Source organism: Ruegeria sp. CJ3 (genome assembly GCF_056536725.1).
Window position 1 is genome coordinate 146,973 of record NZ_JBQFQE010000006.1, and the last position, 23,673, is coordinate 170,645.

Annotated in this window: 24 protein-coding genes; 11 read left to right on the forward strand and 13 right to left on the reverse strand. The window is 62.8% G+C overall.

The features are described 5' to 3' along the window. The first annotated feature begins 51 nt into the window (after nt 1–51). Together ACR0J1_RS12695 and ACR0J1_RS12700 are read left to right on the forward strand one after the other, a co-directional pair. Entirely contained in the window at nt 52–957 is a 906-nt protein-coding gene (locus ACR0J1_RS12695) for a glycosyltransferase family 2 protein (protein WP_480733179.1), read from the forward strand. Nucleotides 958–1,141: 184 nt separating this feature from the next. Beyond that, entirely contained in the window at nt 1,142–2,545 is a 1,404-nt protein-coding gene (locus ACR0J1_RS12700) for a DEAD/DEAH box helicase (RefSeq protein ID WP_480733180.1), read from the forward strand. Here the strand turns inward: ACR0J1_RS12700 and ACR0J1_RS12705 are convergent. From ACR0J1_RS12705 to ACR0J1_RS12715, 3 genes are read right to left on the reverse strand one after another with little or no spacing between them, the layout of a single operon-like run. Continuing rightward, the gene (locus ACR0J1_RS12705) at nt 2,542–3,444 is read right to left on the reverse strand and encodes an EamA family transporter (protein WP_480733181.1); all 903 of its coding nucleotides are present in this window, start codon (nt 3,442–3,444) and stop codon (nt 2,542–2,544) included. The genes ACR0J1_RS12700 and ACR0J1_RS12705 overlap by 4 nt on opposite strands. 21 nt (nt 3,445–3,465) lie before the next feature. Then, the gene (locus ACR0J1_RS12710; protein WP_480733182.1) at nt 3,466–4,368 is read right to left on the reverse strand and encodes a fatty acid desaturase; all 903 of its coding nucleotides are present in this window, start codon (nt 4,366–4,368) and stop codon (nt 3,466–3,468) included. Continuing rightward, the gene (locus ACR0J1_RS12715) at nt 4,361–4,564 is read right to left on the reverse strand and encodes a DUF2061 domain-containing protein (RefSeq protein ID WP_480529623.1); all 204 of its coding nucleotides are present in this window, start codon (nt 4,562–4,564) and stop codon (nt 4,361–4,363) included. The genes ACR0J1_RS12710 and ACR0J1_RS12715 overlap by 8 nt, the downstream gene beginning before the upstream one ends. A gap of 108 nt (nt 4,565–4,672) precedes the next feature. On the opposite strand from ACR0J1_RS12715, the gene ACR0J1_RS12720 reads away from it, so the two are divergent. After that, complete coding sequence (locus ACR0J1_RS12720) at nt 4,673–5,533, forward strand: helix-turn-helix domain-containing protein (protein ID WP_480733183.1); 861 nt, start codon at nt 4,673–4,675, stop codon at nt 5,531–5,533. 72 nt (nt 5,534–5,605) lie between these two features. Beyond that, complete coding sequence (locus tag ACR0J1_RS12725) at nt 5,606–5,788, forward strand: hypothetical protein (protein ID WP_480529621.1); 183 nt, start codon at nt 5,606–5,608, stop codon at nt 5,786–5,788. On the opposite strand, the gene ACR0J1_RS12730 is transcribed toward ACR0J1_RS12725, so the two are convergent. Both ACR0J1_RS12730 and bcoG read right to left on the reverse strand, forming a co-directional pair. After that, complete coding sequence (locus ACR0J1_RS12730) at nt 5,785–7,251, reverse strand: carnitine 3-dehydrogenase (RefSeq protein WP_480733184.1); 1,467 nt, start codon at nt 7,249–7,251, stop codon at nt 5,785–5,787. The genes ACR0J1_RS12725 and ACR0J1_RS12730 overlap by 4 nt on opposite strands. Nucleotides 7,252–7,489: 238 nt before the next feature. Beyond that, nucleotides 7,490–8,398: a 3-dehydrocarnitine:acetyl-CoA trimethylamine transferase BcoG gene (gene bcoG, locus ACR0J1_RS12735; protein WP_480733185.1), complete on the reverse strand. Its 909-nt coding sequence runs from the start codon at nt 8,396–8,398 to the stop codon at nt 7,490–7,492. A 131-nt stretch (nt 8,399–8,529) separates the two neighbouring features. Here bcoG and ACR0J1_RS12740 point away from each other — a divergent pair, with 131 nt between their 5' ends. Beyond that, nucleotides 8,530–9,516, forward strand: a complete 987-nt coding sequence (locus ACR0J1_RS12740; RefSeq protein ID WP_480733321.1) for a GlxA family transcriptional regulator — start codon at nt 8,530–8,532, stop codon at nt 9,514–9,516. A 69-nt stretch (nt 9,517–9,585) separates the two neighbouring features. On the opposite strand, the gene ACR0J1_RS12745 is transcribed toward ACR0J1_RS12740, so the two are convergent. From ACR0J1_RS12745 to ACR0J1_RS12755, 3 genes are read right to left on the reverse strand one after another with little or no spacing between them, the layout of a single operon-like run. Further along, on the reverse strand, nt 9,586–10,632 hold the full coding sequence (locus ACR0J1_RS12745) for an aldo/keto reductase (RefSeq protein WP_480733186.1): 1,047 nt from the start codon (nt 10,630–10,632) through the stop codon (nt 9,586–9,588). A gap of 28 nt (nt 10,633–10,660) precedes the next feature. Continuing rightward, entirely contained in the window at nt 10,661–11,119 is a 459-nt protein-coding gene (locus ACR0J1_RS12750; protein ID WP_480733187.1) for a DNA polymerase III subunit chi, read from the reverse strand. 4 nt (nt 11,120–11,123) lie between these two features. Beyond that, on the reverse strand, nt 11,124–12,602 hold the full coding sequence (locus ACR0J1_RS12755; protein WP_480733188.1) for a leucyl aminopeptidase: 1,479 nt from the start codon (nt 12,600–12,602) through the stop codon (nt 11,124–11,126). Nucleotides 12,603–12,821: 219 nt separating this feature from the next. On the opposite strand from ACR0J1_RS12755, the gene lptG reads away from it, so the two are divergent. From lptG to rsmA, 5 genes are all read left to right on the forward strand, one after another. Further along, the gene (lptG, locus tag ACR0J1_RS12760; protein WP_480733189.1) at nt 12,822–13,922 is read left to right on the forward strand and encodes an LPS export ABC transporter permease LptG; all 1,101 of its coding nucleotides are present in this window, start codon (nt 12,822–12,824) and stop codon (nt 13,920–13,922) included. After that, nucleotides 13,922–16,081, forward strand: coding sequence for an LPS-assembly protein LptD (locus ACR0J1_RS12765; protein ID WP_480733190.1), 2,160 nt, complete (start codon nt 13,922–13,924; stop codon nt 16,079–16,081). The genes lptG and ACR0J1_RS12765 overlap by 1 nt, the downstream gene beginning before the upstream one ends. Further along, nucleotides 16,072–17,319, forward strand: coding sequence for a peptidylprolyl isomerase (locus tag ACR0J1_RS12770; protein WP_480733191.1), 1,248 nt, complete (start codon nt 16,072–16,074; stop codon nt 17,317–17,319). Before ACR0J1_RS12765 ends, ACR0J1_RS12770 begins: the two co-directional genes overlap by 10 nt. Continuing rightward, complete coding sequence (gene pdxA / locus ACR0J1_RS12775) at nt 17,316–18,296, forward strand: 4-hydroxythreonine-4-phosphate dehydrogenase PdxA (protein ID WP_480733192.1); 981 nt, start codon at nt 17,316–17,318, stop codon at nt 18,294–18,296. Before ACR0J1_RS12770 ends, pdxA begins: the two co-directional genes overlap by 4 nt. A gap of 65 nt (nt 18,297–18,361) precedes the next feature. Then, nucleotides 18,362–19,204 (forward strand): 16S rRNA (adenine(1518)-N(6)/adenine(1519)-N(6))-dimethyltransferase RsmA, encoded by an 843-nt coding sequence (gene rsmA / locus ACR0J1_RS12780; protein ID WP_480733193.1) that lies wholly within the window; start codon nt 18,362–18,364, stop codon nt 19,202–19,204. Nucleotides 19,205–19,264: 60 nt separating this feature from the next. On the opposite strand, the gene ACR0J1_RS12785 is transcribed toward rsmA, so the two are convergent. From ACR0J1_RS12785 to prfA, 3 genes are all read right to left on the reverse strand, one after another. Further along, nucleotides 19,265–19,834, reverse strand: coding sequence for a DUF4167 domain-containing protein (locus tag ACR0J1_RS12785; RefSeq protein ID WP_480733194.1), 570 nt, complete (start codon nt 19,832–19,834; stop codon nt 19,265–19,267). A 241-nt stretch (nt 19,835–20,075) separates the two neighbouring features. Further along, nucleotides 20,076–20,921, reverse strand: coding sequence for a peptide chain release factor N(5)-glutamine methyltransferase (prmC, locus tag ACR0J1_RS12790; RefSeq protein ID WP_480733195.1), 846 nt, complete (start codon nt 20,919–20,921; stop codon nt 20,076–20,078). Continuing rightward, the gene (gene prfA / locus ACR0J1_RS12795; protein ID WP_480733322.1) at nt 20,918–21,973 is read right to left on the reverse strand and encodes a peptide chain release factor 1; all 1,056 of its coding nucleotides are present in this window, start codon (nt 21,971–21,973) and stop codon (nt 20,918–20,920) included. Before prfA ends, prmC begins: the two co-directional genes overlap by 4 nt. A 62-nt stretch (nt 21,974–22,035) precedes the next feature. Between prfA and ACR0J1_RS12800 the strand changes: the two genes are divergently transcribed. After that, nucleotides 22,036–22,338 carry a hypothetical protein gene (locus ACR0J1_RS12800; protein WP_480733197.1) on the forward strand — a complete coding sequence of 101 codons (303 nt, stop codon included), beginning with the start codon at nt 22,036–22,038 and terminating at the stop codon, nt 22,336–22,338. Here the strand turns inward: ACR0J1_RS12800 and ACR0J1_RS12805 are convergent. Further along, nucleotides 22,264–22,665, reverse strand: a complete 402-nt coding sequence (locus ACR0J1_RS12805) for a DUF1499 domain-containing protein (RefSeq protein ID WP_480733198.1) — start codon at nt 22,663–22,665, stop codon at nt 22,264–22,266. The genes ACR0J1_RS12800 and ACR0J1_RS12805 overlap by 75 nt on opposite strands. A gap of 57 nt (nt 22,666–22,722) precedes the next feature. Beyond that, the gene (gene speB, locus ACR0J1_RS12810) at nt 22,723–23,670 is read right to left on the reverse strand and encodes an agmatinase (protein WP_480733199.1); all 948 of its coding nucleotides are present in this window, start codon (nt 23,668–23,670) and stop codon (nt 22,723–22,725) included. Nucleotides 23,671–23,673: the final 3 nt, after the last annotated feature.

The following is a 23,673-nucleotide window of genomic DNA, read 5'->3' on the forward strand; positions in this document are numbered from 1 at the left end:
GATGATGGCCCGGATATGACGCAGGATCGCCCTACCTGGGGGACCGTCTCAATGGTCCGCGGCGATGCGATGGATATCCTACGATTCGTCGCCCACCACCTCGATCTGGGCGCGGATTATATGTACGTCTATCTGGACGAGCCCAACCGCCGCGCCTTTCGCTCGCTGCGGCAGCACCCAAAGGTTCGGGTGCGCATCTGCGATGACGCCTTCTGGCAAAAACGCGGACGCAACCGGCCTGAGAAGCACCAGCTGCGCCAGACCGTCCACGCCACCTTTGTCTATCGCAACACCGATCTGGACTGGCTGGCCCATCTGGATATGGACGAATTCCTGTGGTCCGCCAAACCGGTGGCCGAGCTGTTGCAGGACATCCCCCAAGACATCCCCGCCGTCCGCATGCGCCCGGTTGAAGCCATCGCCGGGGATGATGACCTCTATAAGGCGCATATTCCCAGAAGCCCGCAGCGCGAGGCGCTGGTTGAAACGCTTTACCCCAACTATGGCGGCTTTGTTCTGGGCGGGTTCCTCAGCCATGTGCAGGGTAAGCTGTTCGTGCGTACGGGGATGGAAAACCTCAACTACCGCATCCATAACCTGTTTCAGAACAAGAAGATTTTGCCGGTCAAAACGGAACTGCCGCAGATCGACCTGTGCCATCGCCACGCACCCAGCTGGGATCACTGGCAGGCGCATCTGAGGTTCCGCATGGATCGCGGTTCCTATCAGGCGGGCATGTCCCCCAACATGCCGCGCGACCGGGGTGGGCTGAACATGAACGAGCTGCTCAGCTGGATCGAGGCCGAACAGGGTCCCGACGGCCTGCGCGCCTTTTACAATGAGATGAGCGCCACCGATCCGGATGTGCGCGCGCGGCTGGAAGATCACGACCTGATCCGGCACCGGCCGCTGGATCTGGACCGGAAAGTGGCGAAACACTTCCCCGGAACCCTCTGAATTGTTGCATCAATTCGCCGACCCGGCGAAGATGCAACAGGTTAAGCCCTCTTCATTTGACCCTGCCCCACGTTTTTGTTATGCCCCGCTTCAGCCGATATGCGCATGAGGCGCATGGCCATCCGGGCCCGGCATTTTTCATACGCGCGGGCCAGGTACACGTGTCCGCATGAACCGGACATACATGACAAAGTTTAACGAACTGAACCTGAACCCCAAGGTCCTCAAAGCCATTGAGGAAGCTGGCTACGAAACCCCGACACCGATCCAGGAAGGCGCGATTCCACCCGCTTTGGAAGGGCGCGATGTATTGGGGATCGCCCAGACCGGCACCGGGAAAACCGCCAGCTTTACGCTGCCGATGATCACCCTGCTGGCCCGTGGCCGCGCGCGTGCGCGGATGCCCCGGTCATTGGTGTTGTGCCCGACGCGGGAACTGGCCGCACAGGTGGCCGAGAACTTCGACACCTATTCCAAGCACCTGAAACTGACCAAAGCGCTGTTGATCGGCGGCGTCAGCTTCAAGGAACAGGACGCGCTGATCGACCGGGGTGTCGACGTGCTGATTGCGACGCCGGGCCGGTTGCTGGACCATTTCGAACGTGGCAAGCTGCTGCTGACTGGCGTGCAGATCATGGTGGTGGACGAAGCTGACCGGATGCTGGATATGGGCTTCATTCCTGATATCGAACGCATCTTCTCGCTGACGCCCTTCACACGGCAGACGCTGTTTTTCTCGGCTACAATGGCCTCTGAAATCGAACGCATCACTGATACATTCCTGTCCGCCCCGACACGGGTTGAGGTTGCCCGCCAGGCCACCGCATCCGAGACCATCGAACAGGGTGTCGTGATCTTCAAAGGCGGCCGCCGCGACCGCGAGGCCAGCCAGAAACGCAAGACGCTGCGCGCACTGATTGATGCGGAAGGTGACAAATGCACCAACGCCATCATCTTCTGCAACCGCAAGACCGATGTAGATATCTGTGCGAAATCTTTGAAGAAATACGGCTATGACGCAGCTGCCATCCACGGCGATCTGGATCAATCGCAGCGGACAAAAACACTGGATGGGTTCCGCGATGGCTCTCTGCGCCTGCTGGTCGCATCAGACGTCGCTGCGCGCGGGTTGGACGTACCCTCGGTCAGCCATGTGTTCAATTTCGACGTCCCCGGCCACCCCGAGGACTACGTCCACCGGATCGGCCGCACCGGCCGTGCCGGGCGCGAGGGCAAGGCGATCACCATCTGCTCGGGCCGCGATGAAAAGGCGTTGGCAGCGATCGAAAATCTGATCCAGAAAGAAATCCCGCGTCTGGACAACCCCGTTGCAGCCGAAGAGCCGAAGGCAGAAAAGCCCAAGACCGAAAAGCCCAAGGCCGAGAAAAGAACCCGGTCATCAGACACCAAGAAAGCCGAGCCTAAGAAGGACAAAGAGCCTAGAGGCCGTGGCGGACGTGGTCGCAGCGACAATAGGGGCCCGGCGGTTGTCGGAATGGGCGATCACCTGCCCAGCTTCATCGCGCTCAGCTTTGATGAACGCCGCGCCGGGACGTCTTCGGAACTGGCCGACGCCGACGCGTCCTAGATCGCCAGCACCAGCGCCAGTATCGACAAACCCAACAAGGCCATCCCGGCGATCTCTCGCCGGGTGATCTTCTCGCGGAAAAACAGGATCGAGGCGAACAGGCTGAAGATCAGCTCGACCTGCCCCAGCGCCTTCACATATGCCGCGTTCTGCAACGCAAAGGCCACGAACCAGCAGAACGAACCGCTGAGGCTGGTGAGACCGACGAAGACGCCGGTGCGCCGCGTCTCCCACACGGCACGCAATTCGGCCCGGTCGCGCCACAGCAGCCACAGCCCCATGCTAAGGAACTGAAACGTCACTACGGCCGCCAGCGTCACCAGCGCGCGGAACCATGCGTCGACATCGCCCAACTCCAGCGTCGCCCCCCGATAGCTGACCGAGGAAAACGCAAACAGCACCCCCGATCCCAGCCCCAGACGCGAGGCCCGGTTGGTCAGATTGCGCCACCAAACGCCCTCGCCTCCGGGCATCTTCGACAGCAGCAGCACCGCCATCAGCCCCAGCAAAATCGCCCCCAGCGCCCCGGTCGAGACCGCATCCCCCAGAACCAGAAACCCGATGATGGCGGTCTGGATAACTTCGGTTTTCTTGAAGGTGATGCCCACCGCGAAATTGCGCTGCTTGAACAGGGCGACGACGCAGATCGTCGCCAGAATCTGCGCGGTGCCGCCGATCACCGCGTACAACCAGAACCGCGCTGAAAGCGGCGGCAGCTCAAACCCCGTGACCTGTAGCGCAACGACCAGCGCCAGCACGGCCAGCGGCATCGAATAGGCAAACCGCGCAAAGGTCGCCCCGGCGGCGGACAGTTTCACGCTGCTCAGCGATTTCTGCAGCATGAACCGCACGGTCTGGAACGCGGCGGCAGCGATGGTGACGGGAATCCACAAGCTCATGGGCTCCCTTTTGTCGTCAAATCAGGGCTTTGGCCAGAGCGGATGCGCCACCGGGTCCTTGGCCCGCCAGAAATAGGCCCGGAATATCTGCCCGTATGAGCGATAGACATAGGCTTCATTACAGGCCAGATAACGCTCTTTCCCGGCACGATACAGCGCAGGCAGACGGTACCATGGTGTCGCTGGATTCATGTGATGAACCACGTGCAAATTGTTGTTCAGAAACAGAAAAGCCAGTAGGCCGCGGTCTTCGACTATGACGGTGCGCGCGCGGGATCTCTCATGCGCGCGATGCTCCAGAAAGGTGCGTATCTTGACCAGAGCAAGACCCAGATAGGCCGACAGGACAAACGCCCAAACCGGCATCGGTGACAGCGCCACGATCCACAGCACGGCGACCACTCCGGGCAGATGCAGCCCCCAGGCCAGCAGAATGTCCCGATCCCCCCGCCGCGCGCCGCGCCACTCATCGCGCAAAAACGCGATCTGGCCGATGGCAGGCCCCAGCATCATCCGACCCAGCAAGGTGTTATTGACCCGGTACATCCGCCGCTGCCAACCCATCAGCCCGGACCAGACCTGCGGATCGAGGTAGTTGGTTTCCGGATCGTCATAAGGATCGGTCAGGTTGGCGTCACAGTGATGCGCCAGATGCAGGTCCCGAAACCGGTTGAAAGGGATGAACAGCGTCAGAGGCAGCGCCATCAGCGCCTCATTCAGCCATTTCTGACGGAACGGATGCCCATGCAGCGCCTCATGCGTCAGCGACGAATGCAGCGCCGCGACCAGCCCCATGGCAGGGATGGCCAGCCAAAGGGTCACACCCACCAGCCCGAAGATCACCCCCAACCACGCAAGATAACATCCCACGATCAGGCCGAACGTGCCCCATTCCGGCGATTGTGGCGTGGTGGGCTCAACCATGTCGGCCCCACGCGATCCCCGCCCAGATCCGTTCGTACACCACATACATCGTCAAACCGATGGCCGTATTGACCAACGCCAACGCCCCGCCAAAGGCGGCAGACCCCGTGGCAATCAACCCGACCAACGTCATCACCGCCAGCCCCATCACATTCCACAGCACAGCCTTCACGACCGATCTTCGTCGCGTCTCCATTCCGGACCCCATTCTTGTTTTTATGTCCTCAGCGTTACAGATCGGGCCATAGGTCGGGAATTCTGGATATGATTAACAATCCTCATCATCTGTGATATTTATAATCACATGATTGAAAAGATCGACAAACGAGACCGCGCGGCTCAGTTCCGCCAACGCTTGACCCGCGCGATGCAGGACCGGAGCATCAGCCAAAGCGCCCTGGCCCGCGATATCGGCGTGGATCGTTCGACTGTCTCGCAACTGTTGACCGGCGCCGGTGCGCGCCTGCCCAACGCGCATGTGGTCGGCAGCTGCGCCGCAGCGCTGGGTGTGTCGGCCGACTGGCTGCTGGGGCTCTCGGACCGCCCCGAAAGCGCGGCTGAGCTGCTGGCGGGTTCCCTGACCCTGACCGAGGCCGCCCGCGCGCTGGTCGATGAACGCATCTTCGAATGGCATCAAGAGGCGGCGGGCTACAAAATCCGCTATGTCCCGGCCACCCTGCCCGACATGCTGAAAACCCGCGCGGTGCTGGAATGGGAATATGCCCCGCATCTGGGTCGCACCGCGGATCAGGCCATCGGCGCGTCCGAGGACCGGCTGTCATGGATGCGCCGCGCCCAGTCGGACTACGAAATCGCCATGCCGCTGTATGAGCTTCACAGCTTTGCCCACGCCACCGGCTATTACCACGGGCTGCCGCTGCAGACACGACGGGACCAGATCGACCACCTGCTGACGCTCTGCGAACAGCTTTACCCCCGCCTGCGCATCTATCTATTTGATGCAAAAAGGCTTTATTCCGCCCCGGTCACGATCTTCGGCCCGCTGCTGTGCGTGTTCTACGCCGGCAGTCATTACATGGCCTTCCGCGACCGCGACCGGATCGAGGTCTTTTCCCGTCATTTCGACCGCCTCGTGCGCGAGGCCGATATGACCGCCCGCCAGTTTCCCGCCCATCTACAGCAACTGCGCGCAAACATGACCTAAGCGGCAACCTATAGTATAGTCACCCTGCGCGAACCCTCAGACCTTTTCGATCCGAGATGGAGGATGACAGGAATGGACGCACTCAAAACCGCAGAATACGCCCGCGCGCTCTACACCGCCCACGGCGATCAGGCCGAGGCCGAAGCCGCCCGCAAGATGCGCGAATGCGAAGCCGCCGGAAATCGGAAACAGGCGCAGGACTGGCAGGCCGTACGCAGCACGATCCGCCAGATGCGCGGCCCCAATCAGGGCTAGCCCGGCTTGCGGATCGCCGCCCCCGCCCCGTCAGGATAAGGCAGCGCCGCCTGCGCCTGCGCGATCCGCGCCATAGCGGCCTCGATTGCGGGCGACGGAGGGCTGGGGCGGCGGGTCTCAAGACTGACATGCAACAAAAAGCTCTCACCGGTGGCCAGCAACCGGTCGCCCTCATACATGCTGTGGAACACGTGCAGCTTCTTGCCCTGCCCCAACAACATCTGCGTCCGGCACTCGATCCGCGCGCCCGCATGGGTTTCATGCATATACCTGATATGGTTCTCGGCCGTGAAATAGCTGCCGCCCGTGGCGATATAGTCCATGTCACATCCGATGATCTCCATGAACCGGTCGGTGGCGGCGGCGAATGCCTCAAGGTATTTCGCCTCGTTCATGTGGCCGTTATAGTCCGTCCAATCCAGCGGCACCGCGCGCGACAGGGTCAGGATCGGCTGGCTCAGATCCGCCTGATCCAGCGTCGGCAGCGCCCCGGGCCTCAGCGCCGCATCGTGCCGGTTCAACACCGCCCCCGCACCCCAATCCTGCGCCTTGAGCGCCCGCATCATGCCCACAAGATTGTTGTCCCGAATCCGCTCCAGTTCCCGGATCGAGTGCATGCCCGACTGCGCATCCGACTGATCGGCGATCATGTCGACCAACCCGTCGGTAAACTCGGGCACATCCATCAGCTTCGTCCAAGGCCATTTCAACGCAGGCCCGAACTGCGCCATGAAATGCCGCATCCCGGCCTCGCCACCCGCAATGCGGTAGGTCTCGAACAGCCCCATCTGCGCCCAACGAAGGCCAAAGCCCATGCGGATGGCCTCATCCACCTCTTCGGTCGAGGCAATCCCGTCGCTGACCAGCCACAGCGCCTCGCGCCAGACCGCCTCAAGCAATCGGTCCGCAATATGCGCGTCGATTTCCTTGCGGACATGCAGGGGGAAGAACCCGACCGATCTCAGCATCTCCTGCGCCCGCGCCACCATCTCCGGCGGGTTCTTGTCCGAGGGCACCAGCTCCACCAGCGGCAACAGATAGACCGGGTTGAACGGATGTGTCACCACAATTTGCCCGGGCCGCAACGCGCCCTCCTGCAACTCGGACGGTTTAAACCCACTGGTTGACGAGCCAATAACGGCCCCCGGATCACAAGCCTCCTGCAAGCCTTTGTAAACATTCAACTTCAGATCAAGCCGCTCCGGCACGCTCTCCTGAATCCAGACCGCGCCCTGAACCGCGTCAGCCATATCCTGACGAAAACTCAACGCCCCCTCAGGCGGCAATGGCACATCACTCAACCCCGGCAACGACCGCCGCGCATTGTCCAGAACCTCGCCGATCTTGCGCTCGGCCTCAGGGTCCGGGTCAAACACCCGCACATCCCAACCATTCAGCAGAAACCGGGCAGCCCATCCGCCGCCAATAACCCCGCCCCCAATGATCGCTGCAGTATTTTTCATCTTTCTCACCGGTTTATTGGCCACTCGATTTTCGCACCATTAATGGGCCAGCCATCTTCATTGTAACCTACACAAAGGTCAGGATTAGCCTTCCTGTCTGCTCGATAGTCACGCGCGATTTTTTCACAGATTACATTCACAGCGTGTTGACCATCAGCTTCGATATACACTGGGTTGTCTTTGCCCAAATTGGAGCACGCGGTCACAAGTAACGCAAAAAGAAGACGTGTAACTCGTTTCAATTTGGCGCCCGCTTCACCAGCCCCAGCTTCTCACGCACTGCCGCGGGCCCGATCACCCGCGCGCCCATATTCTCGATAATGGTCCCCGCGCGTTCCACCAACTGCCAATTCTCGGCCAAGACGCCCTTGTCCAGCCACAGATTGTCCTCAAGCCCAACCCGCACATTACCCCCCGCTAGTACGGTGGCCGCGACATACGCCATCTGATGCCGCCCCAACGCAAAAGCACTGAACGTCCAGTCATCCGGCACATTATTCACCATCGCCATGAAGGTGTTCAGATCATCCGGCGCGCCCCAAGGCACCCCCATGCACAGCTGTACCAGAGCATCGGGCTCCAGAACCCCCTCCGCCACCAATTGTTTGGCAAACCACAGATGCCCGGTGTCAAACGCCTCGATCTCGGGCTTCACCCCCAGATCGGTCATCATCTGCCCCATCGCCCGCAACATCCCGGGCGTGTTGGTCATCACATAATCGGCCTCGGCAAAGTTCATCGTGCCGCAATCCAGCGTGCAGATCTCGGGCAAACACGCGGCAACATGCGCCACCCGCTCGGACGCGCCGATCATATCGGTCCCCTCCGCCACCGGGAACGGAGCCTCCACCCCGCCAAACACAATATCCCCCCCCATCCCCGCGGTCAGATTAAGCACAACGTCCACATCCGCCTCGCGTATCCGGTCGGTCACCTCACGGTACAGATCCAGCCGACGGCTCGGCGCGCCAGTATCAGGGTCACGCACATGGCAATGCACCACCGCCGCCCCGGCCTTGGCCGCAGCAACCGCACTTTCGGCAATCTGCGCGGGCGAGCGTGGCACATGCGGGCTGCGATCCTGCGTCCCGCCCGAGCCGGTCACGGCACAGGTAATAAAGACGTCGCGGTTCATTTCCAAAGGCATGGCGTTTTCCCCAACTTATACCGGCTTGTGCCGTGGGTTTTCCCCAGACTTCTCCCCGGTTATCGATTTGCGTTGCCCCCAACTCTGGCGCAGCCTTGCAGAAACACTTGCCAGAATGCGAATCGAACTTGATAAAATCCGCAAAAAACATCCTCCAACCCGAACATCGCGCCCTGAAAACGGCGGTTCTGGTGCTGGACGAATGCAACACGCTCAGCTTCGCCGCAGCGGTCGATCCGATGCGCGCCGCCAACCGGCTGGCCGACCGCCCGGCCTTTGATTGGGACTATGTGACCGCCACCACCGAACCGGCCATGCTCACCAGCGCCCTGACCGTCCCCGGCATCCCGCTGGCGCGGCTGCAAAGCTGCGACCTGATGATCGTCGCAGCCGGGTTCCAGCTGGCCCGCCACGCCACACCCAGCCTGTTGGCAGGCCTGCGCCGCATCGCCGCGACCGGCGCTACCATGGCTGGCATCGACGGCGGCCCCTGGCTGCTGGCCGAGGCTGGCCTGCTCGACGGTCACGCCGCAACCACCCACTGGGAAGACCTGGAAAACTTCGCCGCGCGCTTCCCCAAAATCGACGTCCGCCCGGACCGGTTCACGGTATCAGAAAACCGCCTGACCTCGGGCGGAGCCGTCCCGGCTGTCGACATGATGCTCCACATCATCGCCGCCCGCCACGGCGCAGGCTTCGCCGCCCGCGTCTCGGGCCTGTTCCTTTACGAAGGCCCGTCAGAGCCGACAAAACCCCAAAGCCGCACCGGTGCCCCGCACCGCCACACAGCGCTGACCGCGAAGGCAAACGCGCTGATGGAGGCATCGCTCGACGATCCCCTCCCCCTTGCCAATCTCGCCGAAACACTGGGCACCAGCCCGCGCACCTTGCAGCAACAATTCCGCCTGCGCCTCAACACGACGCCACAAGATCACTACCTGCAACTCAGACTGGCAGAGGCGCGCCGTCTGGTCACCGACACCAACCTGTCGCTGATGGACGTCGCACTGGCCACCGGCTTCACCTCACAATCCAGCTTCGCCCGCGCCTTCCGCACCGCGCACGGCCTCTCGGCCCGCGACCTCAGACAAGACCGCACCCAACCCACCCATCACTAACGGGATCCCCCTTCATCTGGCTAAAAATATCCCGGGGGAGTCGCCAAAGGCGACGGGGGCAGAGCCCCCTTAATATGGCATCGGAAACGCCCGATGCGCCGCGCTGATCTCGTCCATCACCTCGGACGGCAATACCAGATCCTTGCCCGCCAGCACATGCTCCAGCTGCGCCAGCGTCGTCGCCCCAAAAATCACAGACCCCATGAACGCCCGGCTGCGGCACCAGGCCAGCGCCATATGCACCGGGTCCAGCCCATGCCGCGCGGCGATATCCAGATAGGCTGCCACGGCATCAAACACACGCGCTGACTTGCGCCCGCCCATCTCGGGCACCAGCGACATGCGCGACCCGTCGGGCACCGCACCACCCTGATACTTGCCGGTCAGGAACCCTGCAGCCAAAGGCGAAAACGCCAGCAGACCAACATCCTCGAACAGACAAAGCTCGGCCAGATCGGTATCGAACAACCGGCACAGCAGGGAGTATTCGTTCTGGATCGACGCGACCCGAGGCCCCCCGACCTCTTCCGCTGCCCGCAGCCATTGCGCCGTGCCCCAGGCACTTTCATTCGACAGACCAAAGGCGCGGATATTGCCCTTGTCCACCTGCGCCTGCAGCGCGACCAGACAGTCCTGCATCTCGGCCACGACCTCATCCCGGTTATGTCCGGATGGCGCGAAATCCCAGTTCTGCCGGAACATATAGCTGCCGCGATTGGGCCAGTGAAACTGATACAGATCGATGCAATCGGTCTGCAACCGGCGCAACGAGCCCTCAATCGCTTCGGGAATAGTTTCCTTCGATATCGGAGCCCCCCGACGCGCATGCATGAACCCGGCGCCCGAGTGTTTGGTGGCCAGCACATAATCCCCACGCCGCGCGCGGTTGGCAGCGTTCCAGTTGCCCAAAATCTCTTCAGTCCGGCCAACGGTTTCGGCGGAAATGGGATTCACCGGATACATCTCGGCGGCATCAACGAAATTGATCCCGGCCGCCAGCGCCATGTCCATCTGACGATGCGCATCCGCTTCCGAGGTCTGCGTGCCAAAGGTCATCGTGCCCAGACACAGATCCGACACCATAATATCCGTGCGGCCCAAAGGCTTCATTTCCATCCGAAATCTCCTGAAATCGCGCAGCCGATCACGCCTCGGCCTTCTTTTCCCAACGTCCTGTTTCTTCGGACCAATATTGCGCCGAGCACCCCGCCGCGGTTAGTGCCTTCCACTGCCCGCGCGCCTGCTGAACCGCATCCGGATCATTTCCGTCAAACAGGATACAAACCCGCTCCAGCGCCTGAACCTCATCAGCCTCAACCGCCGCGCCATCCACCGCCATGACGCAAACTGCGTCATTGGCAGCCTCGGCCCCGGTGGTCAGCAAAATCGGCTGCGCCGCGTCATGCGGCCCTCCCGCGCGGCCATGCGGCAGGAACCCGTCCTCGGGCCCCAGCCACAGCTTTTCGTCCAGCCAGTCCATCCGCGCGGGATCAACACCCCGCACGGCAATCCGCCACCCAGCCTGCCGCGCCTTGTCAAGTAGCACGGGCAATGTGTGCTCCAGCGGCTGACGGGTCAGGTGGTAGAAATAGACGGCCCCCACAGGATCAGTCTTCCAGCGTCTCGAAATTGTCTTGCACGAACCGGCTCAGCGCGCGCACGCCCCAGCCGGTGGCGCCCTTGGGCGCATAAGACGTCTCGGACGAGACCGAGGCCACACCCGCGATATCCAGGTGAATCCACGGCGTCTCTTCCTTGACAAAGCGCTGCAGGAACTGGGCCGCGGTGATCGAACCTGCGGTACGTCCGCCCACATTCTTCATATCTGCGATACGCGATTTCAGCAGTTCGTCATATTTTTCGCCCAGCGGCATCCGCCACGCACCCTCATCCTCGGCCTTGGCCGATTTGAGGAAGGCATCGCAGAACGTGTCATTGTTCGAGAACACCCCGGCATTTTCATGCCCCAGCCCGATGATGATCGCGCCGGTCAGAGTGGCCAGATCGATCATGCCCACCGGGCTGAACCGATCCTGCGCGTACCACATCACGTCACACAGAACCAAACGGCCTTCGGCATCAGTGTTGATGATCTCGACGGTATCGCCCTTCATCGATTTGATCACATCACCCGGACGCGTGGCATTGCCCGACGGCATGTTTTCGACCAGCCCCACCAGCCCGACCACATTGGCCTTGGCCTTGCGCTTGGCCAGCGCCCGCATCGTGCCCGCAACGACGCCGGCACCGCCCATATCCATGGTCATGTCTTCCATGCCCGCAGCGGGTTTCAGCGAGATTCCCCCGGTATCAAACACAACACCCTTACCGACCAGAGCCAGCGGCGCGTCATCCTTGTCGCCGCCATTCCATTCCATCACGACAACCTTCGAGGGGCTGACGGACCCCTGTCCGACACTCAACAACGTGCCCATCCCCAGCTCGGCCAGCTTGTCCTCTTCCAGAACCTCGACCTTCAGGCCCAGCGATTCCATCTCGGCCAGACGGTCGGCGAATTCGGTGGTGGTCAGCACATTCGCGGGTTCGTTGGTCAAATCGCGGGTCATGCGCACACCATCGGCCACGGCATACAGCGGGGCAAAGGCGGCCTCGGCCTCGTCGGGTTTACCGTGGGCGATGACGATCTCGCCTGCGGGATCCGTCTCTTTGGTTTTATGCGCGTCGAAATCATAGGCACGCAGCGCCATGCCAAGAGCCAGCTCCTCAATGCGCACTTGATTGGCGGCCATCACCAGAACGGATTTGCCGCCTGCCAGCTTGACCAGCTTGGCCCCGGCCTTGCGTGCCTCTTCATGGTCGGGACGGCGCGGCAGGACCAGCACGTCCAGCGCCTCGGCCTCCATCCCCGTGGGCCAAGCCAACGAGATCACGTCGCCGGACTTGGCCTTGCCGAACCGCTCGCTGTCCATCAGCCGCGCCACGGCACCTTTGGTCAGGCGGTTGGCCCGGCGCGCGGCGGGGCTCATCTTGCCGTCATCGGGGATGATGATCGCGACGCGCCCCGTGGCCGTGGCCATGGCATCCAGATCAACGGGGGTAAAACGGACGGGCACCAGACTGCTCATGTCTTTCTCCTGAAAAATACGTTGCCCCAGACCTAGCCCGCGCGGTCGCAGATGACCAGATAGCAGTTTTCCCCGCCCACCATTTGCATTATGGTCGCGCCAAAACAACGGCAGGCTCGGGGGAGAGAACGTGACACCAATCGGCAGGCATAGGCCGTCGCGCATGATTCCATGCCCGACTGCGATTCCCCTGCGCCGTGATCGGGCAGAGATGCCTGCATGATCCTCGACCGTTATTTCGCCCGCCGCTTTATCCAGAGCTTTCTGGTGATCGGCGGAATCTTTCTGACCCTGATGATCCTGATCGACCTGATCGAACAGGTGCAGCGCTTTGGCGGAATCGATCTGTCGTTTCCACAGCTTCTGGGCCTGACCCTGCTGAACACGCCCACGGCCATCAGCGAGATGCTGCCCCTGCTGATGATCCTTGCCACCATCGCGCTGTTCGTTGGTCTGGCGCGCAGCTCGGAACTCGTGGTGACCCGCGCCATCGGACGCTCGGGCATACGTGCATTGCTGGCCCCTGTGCTACTGGCACTGACGATCGGAACTGTCGCGGTTGCCCTGCTGAACCCGATCGCCGCCGCCACCTCTGAGGAATATCAACGCCTGTCAGACGGTTACCGCAACAACGGCAGTTCCGCCCTGTCGATCAGCCGCGACGGGCTGTGGCTGCGGCAGGGCTCGTCCAGCGGGCAGTCGGTGATCCATGCGCTTGGTACTGTCAACAGCGACAGGTTCTCGCTGCGCGACGTGACCATCACCACCTTTGCCCCTGACGGCAAACCCACCGAACAGATCGCCGCCCGACGCGCCGATCTGGAAAACGGCCACTGGGCGCTGCACGATGCCAAGGTCTGGACGCTTGCGGATGATTTGAACCCCGAAACCAACGCCGTCAGCCACGAGGTCCTGAACCTGCCAACCACCCTGACCCGCGACCGCATTCTGGACACGCTGGGGCAGCAGGATTCGGTCTCGGTCTACGATCTGCCCAAGCTGATCCAGGACCTGCGCGAGGCCGGATTTTCGACCAAGCAATACGAGGTCTGGCTGCAGGTCCAACTGGCGCGGCCGCTGTTTCTGGTCTCGATGGTGCTGATCGGCGCGGCCTTCACCATGCGCCATGTGCGCTTTGGCGGCACGGGGATTGCGGTCCTGACTGCCGTGCTGCTGGGCTTCGGCATCTATTTCATCCGCAACTTCGCGCAGATTCTGGGCGAAAACGGCCAATTGCCCATCCTTGTCGCCGCCTGGGCCCCCCCGTTCGCGGGGATCTTGCTGTCGCTGGGCCTGCTGCTCCATGCGGAGGACGGCTGATGCGCGCCCTTCTGCCCCTGCTGCTGTCCAGCGCCCTGATCTTGTCGATGCCCGCCCCGGTCCGCGCGCAGATCGAGGACCCTGCCGCCCAAACCGACACCGCCGAACAGGACCAGCCCGCCCTGCTGGTGGCCGACCAGATCTTTATCACCCCCGACCGCAAGCTGGTCGCCGAAGGCAATGTCGAGGCCTATCAGGGCGACGTCAAACTGACCGCCCAGAGCATCACCTATGACCGCGACACCGGAGAGCTGACGCTGACCGGCCCGATCCGCATCGATCAGGGCGGCCAGTCCACCTTGCTGGCCGAGACGGCGCAACTGGACGGCGGCATTCAGAACGGCCTGCTGACCGGCGCGCGGATGGTGTTTGACCAGCAAGTGCAGATCGCCTCGGTTCAGGCGACGCGCGCAGCGGGGCGCTATACGCAGTTCAGCAAGGTCGCGGCGACCTCGTGCCATGTCTGCGCCAACGGCAAACCGCCGCTGTGGCAGATCCGCGCCCGCAAAGTGACCCATGATCAGGTCGAGCGGCAGCTGTATTTCGAAGGGGCTCAGTTCCGCGTGCTGGACGTGCCGGTGTTCTATTTCCCCGCCCTGCGCCTGCCCGACCCGACGCTGGACCGCGCCACCGGGTTTCTGGTGCCCTCGATCCGCACCACCTCGCAGCTGGGGACTGGGGTGCAGGTGCCGTATTTCTTCAAACTGGGCGATCACAAGGACCTGACGGTCACGCCTTATGTGTCGCCCAACACCCGCACCCTCGGCCTGCGTTACCGGCAAGCCTTCAAGACCGGACGCATCCGCCTGCGCGGGGCCTTCACGCGCGATGACCTGCAGCCTGATCAGGACCGCGGCTATCTGTTCGCCGACGGCGCATTCGGCCTGCGCAACGATTACCGGCTGAGCTTCGACATCCGAACCACCTCGGATGACGCCTATCTGGCCGATTACGGCCTGCCCGATTTCGACCGCCTGCGCAGCGAAATCGCGCTGGAACGGATCAAACGCGACACCGCGTTCAAGACCAGCTTCATCCACTACGAAACCCTGCGGGACAGCGAAGAACAGGACGAGATCCCCTCGCGCATCTTCGACATCAACTACCGCAAGCGCTACTTCCCCAAGGCGCTGGGGGGCGAGGTCGCACTGGCCCTGATCGGCCACACCCACACCCGCACCAGCGACGAGGATATCATCGGCCGCGACGTGGCCCGCGCCACGTTCGATGCCGAATGGCTGCGCAGCTGGACCTTTGCCACCGGCCTGCGCGCCGATGCGCGGCTGGGCGCTGCGGTTGATACCTTCCACATCCGCAACGACAGCAGCTTTCCCAGCGACGTGACCCGCGCCACGCCCCGCGCGGCCTTCACCCTGCGCTATCCGCTGCTGCGGCGCGAACAAAGCGGCGCGACCCAGTTTCTGGAACCTATCGCTCAGGTCGGCTGGACTCATGTGTCGGACACGGACGTGCCCAATGACGAAAGCACCTTTCAGGAATTCGATCAGGGCAACCTTCTGGCCCTGTCGCGCTTTCCCGCCGAAGACCGCCGCGAAGACGGGGCAACGGCAGTCGTGGGTCTGAACTGGGCCCGCTACAACGCCGATGGCTGGCACGCGCTGGCCACCGTGGGTCAAGTGTTCCGCGCCGATGCCGACCCCGATTTCACCCTGACCTCGGGCCTGCAGGGCACTCAATCCGACCTGCTGCTGGCCGGGCAGCTAAACAATGGCCGCGGCCTGACCCTTGCCGCACGCGGGCTGCTCAATGACGATTTCAGCTTTACCAAGGCCGAACTGCGCGCCGCCTGGAGCCGCGGCGACAACGCGATCAGCGGCGGCTATGTCTGGCTTGAACCCGACCCGGCCGAGCTCAACACCGATGAAATCTCTGAAATCCGGGTTGCGGGACGCTATCGGATCGACCAAAACTGGCTGACCCGGGCCAACGCCCGCTATGACCTCAGCGAATCCGAGCCGCTGCGTCTGGGCTTCGGGATGACCTATAGTAACGAGTGCGTACAGGTGAATATGACCGTCAACAGACGCTTTACCTCGTCATCAAGTATTGAGCCTTCGACAGAATTCGGGTTTACCGTAGCCCTCACGGGGTATTCCGTCGAAAGCGATGGTAAGAAGTTCAGGAAAAGATGCAGCTGATCTCAGGTTTCACAAAACTCCTCCGCGCTGGCTGGCGCAATCCGGTGCTGCCGGTTCTTGTCGCTGCGCTGATCGCGGGTGCCCCGGTGCAGGCGCAAAGCCTGTTTTCACCCGCCATCCGCGTCAACCAGGACATCGTCACATGGTTCGAGCTTCAGCAGCGCCAGCAATTCCTTGAGCTGCTCGGCGTTCCCGGCAGCTCCGAATCCGAGGTCCGGCAGGCCCTGATCGATGACCGCCTGCGCGGTCAGGCGATGCGCGAAGCCGGAATTCAAGCCGCCCCCGAGGACGTCCAGAACGGCATCGAAGAATTCGCGTCGCGCGGCAACCTCAGCAGCGAAGAGTTCCTCAGGCTGCTGGGCGACTCGGGCATCTCGCAGGAAACCGTGCGCGATTTCATCGCCGATCAGCTGTCATGGCGCGACTACGTCGCCGCCCGCTACCTGTCGCAGGCCCGCCCCACCGAAGATGAAATCAATCGCGCCCTAGGTCAGGGCAATGGAGGAGGCCTGCAGGTCCTGCTGTCCGAGGTCATCATCCCGGTCACGCCGCAAACCCTGGCACAGGCCGATGCACTGGCCGAGGAAATCGCGCGGCTTCCCGATCAGGCCAGCTTTTCCGCCGCTGCCACGCAATATTCGGCCGCCGCCACGCGGGAAAATGGCGGGCGTCTGGAATGGTTGCCGATCACCAACCTACCACCGGCACTGCAGCCGGTGATTCTCAGCCTCAAGACCGGCGAGATCACCGATCCCCTGACCCTGCCCAACGCCGTCGCCCTGTTCCAGATGCGCGGCATCCGCGAGGCCCCCAGCGGCACACCCAACTATTCCGAGATCGACTATGCGATCTATTACCTGCCCGGCGGCCGCAGCGCCGAAACCCTGTCCCGCGCGGCTCGGCTGAGAGAAGAGATCGACACCTGCGACGACCTTTACGGCCTCGCCAAGGGCCAACCCGCCGAGGTGCTTGACCGCGTCACCGCCAAGCCCTCGGAAATCCCGCGCGACGTGGCGCTGGAGCTTGGCAAGCTGGACCCGAACGAGGTCTCGACCACGCTGACCCGCAACAACGGGCAGACGCTGATGTTCCTGATGCTGTGCAGCCGCACCCGCGATCTGGGCGAGGAAACATCACGCGCCGATGTGGCCAACGCGCTGACCCAGCAGCGGCTCCAGGCCTTTGCCGACAGCCTTCTGGAACAGCTCCGGGCCGAAGCCATCATCGTCGAACAATGACCGCGCCCATCGCGCTCAGCTGTGGCGAACCCTCGGGGATCGGCCCCGAAATCGCAGCCAAAGCCTGGGACGCGCTGCGCGACACCTGCCCTTTCGCCTATATCGGCGATGCCGCGCACCTGCCTGCGGGCACACCGGTTGCGCAGATCTCTGAACCCGCCGAAGCCCCCGCCGCCAGCGGCACCGCCCTGCCCGTACTGCAACTGGATTTCCCAGCCCCCAACCGCCCGGGCGATCCCGACCCCGCCAACGCGCCCTCGGTCATAGACGCCATCGAACGGGGCGTCGCGCTGGTGCAATCGGGTGCCGCCTCGGCGCTCTGCACCGCTCCGATCCACAAAAAGGCGCTGATCGACGGGGCAGGCTTTGCCTTTCCCGGCCATACGGAATTCCTCGCCGCCCTTGCAGGGCGCAAACGCGTGGTGATGATGCTGGCCAGCGCACAGCTACGCGTCATCCCCGCCACCATCCACATCCCGCTGTCACAGGTCCCCTCAGCGCTCACCCCCGACCTTCTGCGCGACACGATCGCAATCACCGCCCACAGCCTGCGCACCCAATTCGGAATCCCCCAACCACGGATCGCCATCGCCGGCCTGAACCCGCACGCAGGCGAAGGCGGTAAAATGGGCACTGAGGAGCTGGACTGGATCGCCCCCCTGCTGCAGGACCTGACGATAGAAAACACAACCCTCACCGGCCCGCACCCGGCCGACACGCTGTTCCACGCCGCCGCCCGCGCCAACTATGACGCCGCCATCGCCATGTATCACGACCAGGCCCTGATCCCGATCAAGACGCTGGATTTCGACAAGGGCGTGAACGTCACCCTCGGCCTGCCGTTCATCCGCACCTCGCCCGACCACGGCACTGCGCTTGACATCGCCGGCCAAAACATCGCCACCCCCACCAGCCTGATCGAAGCCCTGCGCCTCGCACAAACCATGGCGCACAGCCCCAATGCTTCACCTGGCTAAAAATATCCCCGCCGGAGGCAAAAAATCTCTGGCGCCACCCCACCAAACCGCACCACGATAAAGCCATGAGCGCCATCGACTCCCTCCCCCCTCTGCGCGAGGTCATCGCCACCCACCAGCTCTCTGCCCGCAAATCGCTGGGCCAGAACTTCCTGCTGGATCTCAACCTGACCGCCAAGATCGCGCGGCAAGCGGGTGACCTCAGCCAATGCGACGTGCTGGAAATCGGCCCCGGCCCCGGTGGTCTGACCCGGGGGCTGCTCTCCGAGGGCGCGCGAAAGGTGGTCGCGGTGGAAAAAGACACCCGCTGCATCGCTGCCCTGAACCAGATCGCCGCCGCCTATCCCGGCCAGCTTGAGGTAATCAACGGCGACGCGCTGGAAATCGACCCGCTGGCGCACCTGACGCCACCCATCCGCGTCGCCGCCAACCTGCCCTATAATGTCGGGACCGAGCTTCTGATCCGCTGGCTCACCCCGCCCGACTGGCCACCCTTCTGGCAAAGCCTGACGCTGATGTTCCAACGCGAAGTGGCCGAGCGTATCGTGGCCCAGCCCGGCAGCAAAGCCTACGGTCGCCTCGCCATCCTGGCCCAGTGGCGGGCCGAGGCGCGCATCGCCATGTCACTGCCGCCCGGGGCTTTCACACCGCCGCCCAAGGTCTCAAGCGCCGTGGTCCACCTGACTGCCCTACCCGAACCGCGTTATCCCGCCGACGCCGCCACCTTGTCCCGCGTGGTCGCAGCCGCCTTCAACCAGCGCCGCAAGATGCTGCGCGCCGCGCTGAAAGGCGTCGCCCCCGATATCGAGGACCGCCTGATCGCCGCCGGCATCCAGCCTACCGAACGCGCCGAGCAAGTCTCGCTCGAAGCGTTCTGCGCACTGGCCCGCGAAATCAAAAAATCCTGAAGCCATGAAAAAAGCCCCGGGGCCGAAACCGCGGGGCTTTGTCTGTGTCCGGGGGCCGTCTTACTCGGCCGCTTCCGGTGCGTCACCCTCATCTGATGGCGCGCTCTCGGCAGGTGCAGCCTTGGGCTTGCGCGCCCGCGGTTTACGCGCGGGCTTGTCCTTCTTATCGGGGGCCTCGGCCCCTTTGTTTTCCGGCGTTTCAACCAGCCCGCTTTCCGGGGCAGCCTCTGGCGCGCCAAAATCCATCACATCAGGCTGCGGCGCCTCGGCCGGGTCGGCCTGACGGGCGGCTTCGCGTTCCTGACGCTCGGCACGTTCGCGGTCGCGCTCGGCCTGACGTTCGCGGTTCTGCCGCTCCTGTTCCTCGCGGCGGGCCTCCATCTCGCGCTGCGCCTCGCTCAGCAACCGCAGATAATGCTCGGCATGTTGCTGAAAGTTCTCGGCCGCCACGCGGTCATTGGCCAGCTGCGCATCGCGCGCCAGTTGGTTGTATTTGTCAATGATCTGCTGCGGCGTGCCACGCACCTTGCCTTCCGGCCCCGAGCTGTCAAAGACCCGGTTTACAACATTGCCGCCAGAAGGACGATTGCGGTTATTCTTGGCCCGCGAACGGGATTTGGAAGATCTCATCTTACTTTACGTCAGCCTTATCACTTCTCTGCCGATCAACCCGTACCTTACGCTGCTCAGTGGCTTGTGCCGTAACGCGCTGTCGACTTTTTGGGCTTGGCGTCAGGGGCGCGCTGAAACAGCGTCAACCTCTCCGACTACACCTGAGTAAGCATGTCCTGCCCGCCCAGACAAGGGGTTTGTCCGATATTTCGCAGCTTTTTTACATCAATCGGCGTTTTTCGGCCTCAGAGGCAGCCCTCTACTGCGGCATTCTGGCGCCGACCACCCGGTCACGCCCGTCCAGATCGGGGATCACGCAAGGCTCGGCCAGACCCGCCGCATCGAACAGGGCTGCGACATATTTTCCCTGTGTCGGCCCGATCTCGACCAGCAACCGCCCGCCAGGCAGCAGAAAATCAGGGGCCGCCGCCGCAATCCGACGATAGGCCGCCAATCCATCGCCCTCATCGGTCAGCGCCATGCGGGGCTCATGCTCGCGCACCTCGGGCGACAGATCCTGCATTTCTGCCGCCGAGATATAGGGTGGATTCGAAACAATCAGGTCAAATTGCCCCTCAATGTTCTCAAACCAATCCGATTGCCGAATCTCTGCCCGCGCCTGCACCCGATGCTGAACCGCGTTGGCGCTGGCCTGCAGACAGGCAGATTCGCTAAGGTCCACACCCATCCCCGACGCACTGGCGCGCTCGGCCAGCAGCGTGATCAGGATACAGCCCGAGCCCACGCCCAAATCCAACACATGGTCAAATGGCTCGCTCAGCGCCGCCTCGATCAACGCCTCGGTCTCGGGGCGCGGGTCCAGCACATCGCGGCTGACCTTGAAGCGGCGGCCATAGAATTCACGCTCGCCCAGCAGATGCGACACCGGCACCCGAATGGCGCGCAGCGAGATCAGCTGATCATAGCGTTCCGCAATATCAACGGGCAGTTCCTCGGGTGCGATCAGCGTCACGCGGCTTGCCTCGATCCGCGCCGCATGGGCCAGCAAAACCCGCGCATCCCGCGCCGGGTCGGACACGCCCGCCGCGCGCAAACGCGCCGTTGCGGCGACCATGGCCTGAGCTGCCGTGAGTGCTGCAATCATAGCGCCATCTCCGCCAGCAGCCGCGCCTGATCATCCGCGGTCAGCGCGTCGATCACTTCGTCCAGATCGCCCTGCATCACCTGATCCAGCTTATACAGCGTCAGGTTGATGCGGTGATCCGTCATGCGCCCTTGCGGGAAATTATACGTCCTGATCCGCTCCGACCGATCGCCCGAGCCCACTTGGCTGGCCCGGTCCGCAGACCGTTCACTGTCAATCCGCTGCCGTTCCAGATCATACAGGCGGGTCTTCAGCACCTGCATCGCAATCTCGCGGTTGCGGTGCTGCGATTTCTCGGAGCTGGTCACCACCAGGCCACTGGGCAAATGCGTGATCCGCACCGCCGAGTCTGTGGTGTTCACATGCTGCCCCCCTGCCCCCGAGCTGCGCATCGTATCGATGCGAATGTCATTCGCGTCGATCTGGATGTCGACATCCTCGGCTTCGGGCAGAACCGCCACCGTCGCCGCGGACGTGTGAATGCGCCCGCCGCTTTCCGTCTCAGGCACCCGCTGCACACGATGCACGCCGGATTCGTATTTCATCCGCGCAAAGACATTGTCGCCCTTGATATGCGCCACGACCTCTTTGATCCCGCCCAGATCGGACGCCTGCTCTTCGATGATCTCGAACCGCCAGCCCCGCGCTTCGGCGTATCGCTGATACATCCGCAGCAGGTCACCGGCGAACAGCGCGGCCTCATCGCCACCCGTGCCGGGGCGAATTTCCAACATCGCCGGACGCGCATCAGCTGCGTCCTTCGGCAACAGCGCCAGTTGCAGCGCATGTTCCGCCTTGGGGATACGAGCCTGCAGATCGGGGATTTCCTCTTCGGCCAGCTCTTTCATATCGGGGTCGGTCAGCATCGCCTCGGCTTCGGCCAGATCGGCGACCAACTGACGCCATCCCATGATCTGATCGACCACGGGTTTGAGGTCGGAATATTCCTTGGCCAAAGCCGCAATATCCCCGCCCGAAGCCCCATCGGCCATGGCTGCTTCGAGGTATTGGAATCGCTGTGTTATCTGTTCAAGGCGTTCTTCGGGGATCATCCGCGCGGTGTCTATCATCCGAGGGCTTTGGTCAAGGCCCCGCCTTGTGCTAGGTTTGCCTTATGAAACGCCTGATCCTCGCCCTGACCCTCTGCTCGACCCCGGCGCTGGCGGATTACGTCGGCCCGGATGGCAAGGTCCGCGACTGCTATTGCACCGACAAGTCCGGGTCACGCATCGAGTTGGGCGAAATGATCTGCCTGCAGGTCGACGGCCGCATGTTTATGGCCCAGTGCCAGATGTCCCTGAACGTCCCCATGTGGCGCGAGGTTCAGGAAGGGTGCTTGTCCTCAGGACTGCAGCAAAGCCAGCCAACCGGTGACCCGGTCCCGATTGACGCCAAAATCCTTCCGGCCAAATCTTAGGCGCGCATAGAAGCGCAGCCTGTCGCCATCCTGTTGAACGGTGGTGTAATCGGGAAAGCCGAAGACCTTGGTACGGGTGACATAGGTCACCATCCCCTCTGCCACCGACCCGACCAGCACGGTTGTACGCGGGGCCGCGCGGGCGATGGCATCCAGACGCGCCAACCCGTCCGGGCCGGTCTCGACAACACGAACAACCCCGCCTTTCAGGTCACGATCCGCACCTTCGGGCGCCACATGCCAGCGCGCAGGGTCGGACGGAGCAAAACGGACATAAGCCCCCATCGCCACGCCCAAAGCAATCACCAGCCACAACACCATTTTCATATGCCTGTTCTGTCCCTTTGGCCCCTGCCTACCCCGTTCGGACGGTGCCCCGCATCCCTATCGTGACGTCACACCGGGCAAAATGCACAACATCTCGAACAGCAGGTTCGCCGCTGTCAGCGCCGTATTTCCCGACGGATCGTAAGGCGGAGACACCTCGACCAGATCGCAGCCCACCACGTTCATCCCTCCCAGAGCGTGGATCAGCTGCAGCGCCTGCGGCGTGGTCAGACCCGCGATCTCGGGCGTGCCGGTGCCGGGTGCATAGGCCGGATCCAGGCTGTCGATGTCATAGGTAATGTAGACCGGATGCTCGCCCACCGCCTTGCGGATTTGCGTACCGATCATGGTCAGGTTCTGCTGCCACAGCTCCCACGCCGGGAACTGGCGAAAGCCCCAGCCCTTCGCCTCGGTAAAGTCGCTGGCGGCATAGCCCGAGCCGCGAATGCCGATCTGGAAGGTCTTGTCGGGGACGATCAGCCCTTCTTCATAAGCGCGGCGGAAGACGGTGCCATGGGTTTCCTTCTCGCCGAACATCTCGTCATTGACGTCGGCATGAGCATCCACATGCACCAACGCCACCGGCCCGTGCTTGGCCGCGATGGCCCGCAGGATCGGCAGGGTAATCGAATGATCCCCGCCCATTGCAACCGGGATCACATCCTGCGCCAGAATGCCGTCGTAACTGTCCTTGATGATCTTCAGACTGTCAGTCAGCGAGAACGTATTGATCGCCAGATCCCCGATATCCGCGATCTGCAGATTGTCGAACGGGGCCGCCGCATTGGCCATGTTGTAAGGCCGGATCATCGCGCTTTCGCTGCGGATTTGCTTGGGTCCGAACCGCGTGCCCGATCGCCACGAGGTGCCGATATCCATCGGAATACCCAGCACCGCCACATCCAGCCCCTCCAGCGAAGACGCCTGCGGCAGCCGCATGAACGTATTCGGCCCCGAGAACCGCGCCAGATCATTGCCGCCAATCGGTTGGTTGAATTCAGTCATGTG

Bases quoted from the DNA above. Each gene is read 5' to 3' on its own strand.
- ACR0J1_RS12695 (WP_480733179.1), top strand. From the start codon at position 52: ATGGTCCGCGGCGATGCGATGGATATCCTACGATTCGTCGCCCACCAC.
- ACR0J1_RS12700 (WP_480733180.1), top strand. From the start codon at position 1,142: ATGACAAAGTTTAACGAACTGAACCTGAACCCCAAGGTCCTCAAAGCC.
- ACR0J1_RS12705 (WP_480733181.1), bottom strand. From the start codon at position 3,444: ATGAGCTTGTGGATTCCCGTCACCATCGCTGCCGCCGCGTTCCAGACC.
- ACR0J1_RS12710 (WP_480733182.1), bottom strand. From the start codon at position 4,368: ATGGTTGAGCCCACCACGCCACAATCGCCGGAATGGGGCACGTTCGGC.
- ACR0J1_RS12715 (WP_480529623.1), bottom strand. From the start codon at position 4,564: ATGGAGACGCGACGAAGATCGGTCGTGAAGGCTGTGCTGTGGAATGTG.
- ACR0J1_RS12720 (WP_480733183.1), top strand. From the start codon at position 4,673: ATGATTGAAAAGATCGACAAACGAGACCGCGCGGCTCAGTTCCGCCAA.
- ACR0J1_RS12725 (WP_480529621.1), top strand. From the start codon at position 5,606: ATGGACGCACTCAAAACCGCAGAATACGCCCGCGCGCTCTACACCGCC.
- ACR0J1_RS12730 (WP_480733184.1), bottom strand. From the start codon at position 7,251: ATGAAAAATACTGCAGCGATCATTGGGGGCGGGGTTATTGGCGGCGGA.
- bcoG (WP_480733185.1), bottom strand. From the start codon at position 8,398: ATGCCTTTGGAAATGAACCGCGACGTCTTTATTACCTGTGCCGTGACC.
- ACR0J1_RS12745 (WP_480733186.1), bottom strand. From the start codon at position 10,632: ATGGAAATGAAGCCTTTGGGCCGCACGGATATTATGGTGTCGGATCTG.
- ACR0J1_RS12755 (WP_480733188.1), bottom strand. From the start codon at position 12,602: ATGAGCAGTCTGGTGCCCGTCCGTTTTACCCCCGTTGATCTGGATGCC.
- lptG (WP_480733189.1), top strand. From the start codon at position 12,822: ATGATCCTCGACCGTTATTTCGCCCGCCGCTTTATCCAGAGCTTTCTG.
- ACR0J1_RS12765 (WP_480733190.1), top strand. From the start codon at position 13,922: ATGCGCGCCCTTCTGCCCCTGCTGCTGTCCAGCGCCCTGATCTTGTCG.
- ACR0J1_RS12770 (WP_480733191.1), top strand. From the start codon at position 16,072: ATGCAGCTGATCTCAGGTTTCACAAAACTCCTCCGCGCTGGCTGGCGC.
- pdxA (WP_480733192.1), top strand. From the start codon at position 17,316: ATGACCGCGCCCATCGCGCTCAGCTGTGGCGAACCCTCGGGGATCGGC.
- rsmA (WP_480733193.1), top strand. From the start codon at position 18,362: ATGAGCGCCATCGACTCCCTCCCCCCTCTGCGCGAGGTCATCGCCACC.
- ACR0J1_RS12785 (WP_480733194.1), bottom strand. From the start codon at position 19,834: ATGAGATCTTCCAAATCCCGTTCGCGGGCCAAGAATAACCGCAATCGT.
- prmC (WP_480733195.1), bottom strand. From the start codon at position 20,921: ATGATTGCAGCACTCACGGCAGCTCAGGCCATGGTCGCCGCAACGGCG.
- prfA (WP_480733322.1), bottom strand. From the start codon at position 21,973: ATGATCCCCGAAGAACGCCTTGAACAGATAACACAGCGATTCCAATAC.
- ACR0J1_RS12800 (WP_480733197.1), top strand. From the start codon at position 22,036: ATGAAACGCCTGATCCTCGCCCTGACCCTCTGCTCGACCCCGGCGCTG.
- ACR0J1_RS12805 (WP_480733198.1), bottom strand. From the start codon at position 22,665: ATGAAAATGGTGTTGTGGCTGGTGATTGCTTTGGGCGTGGCGATGGGG.
- speB (WP_480733199.1), bottom strand. From the start codon at position 23,670: ATGACTGAATTCAACCAACCGATTGGCGGCAATGATCTGGCGCGGTTC.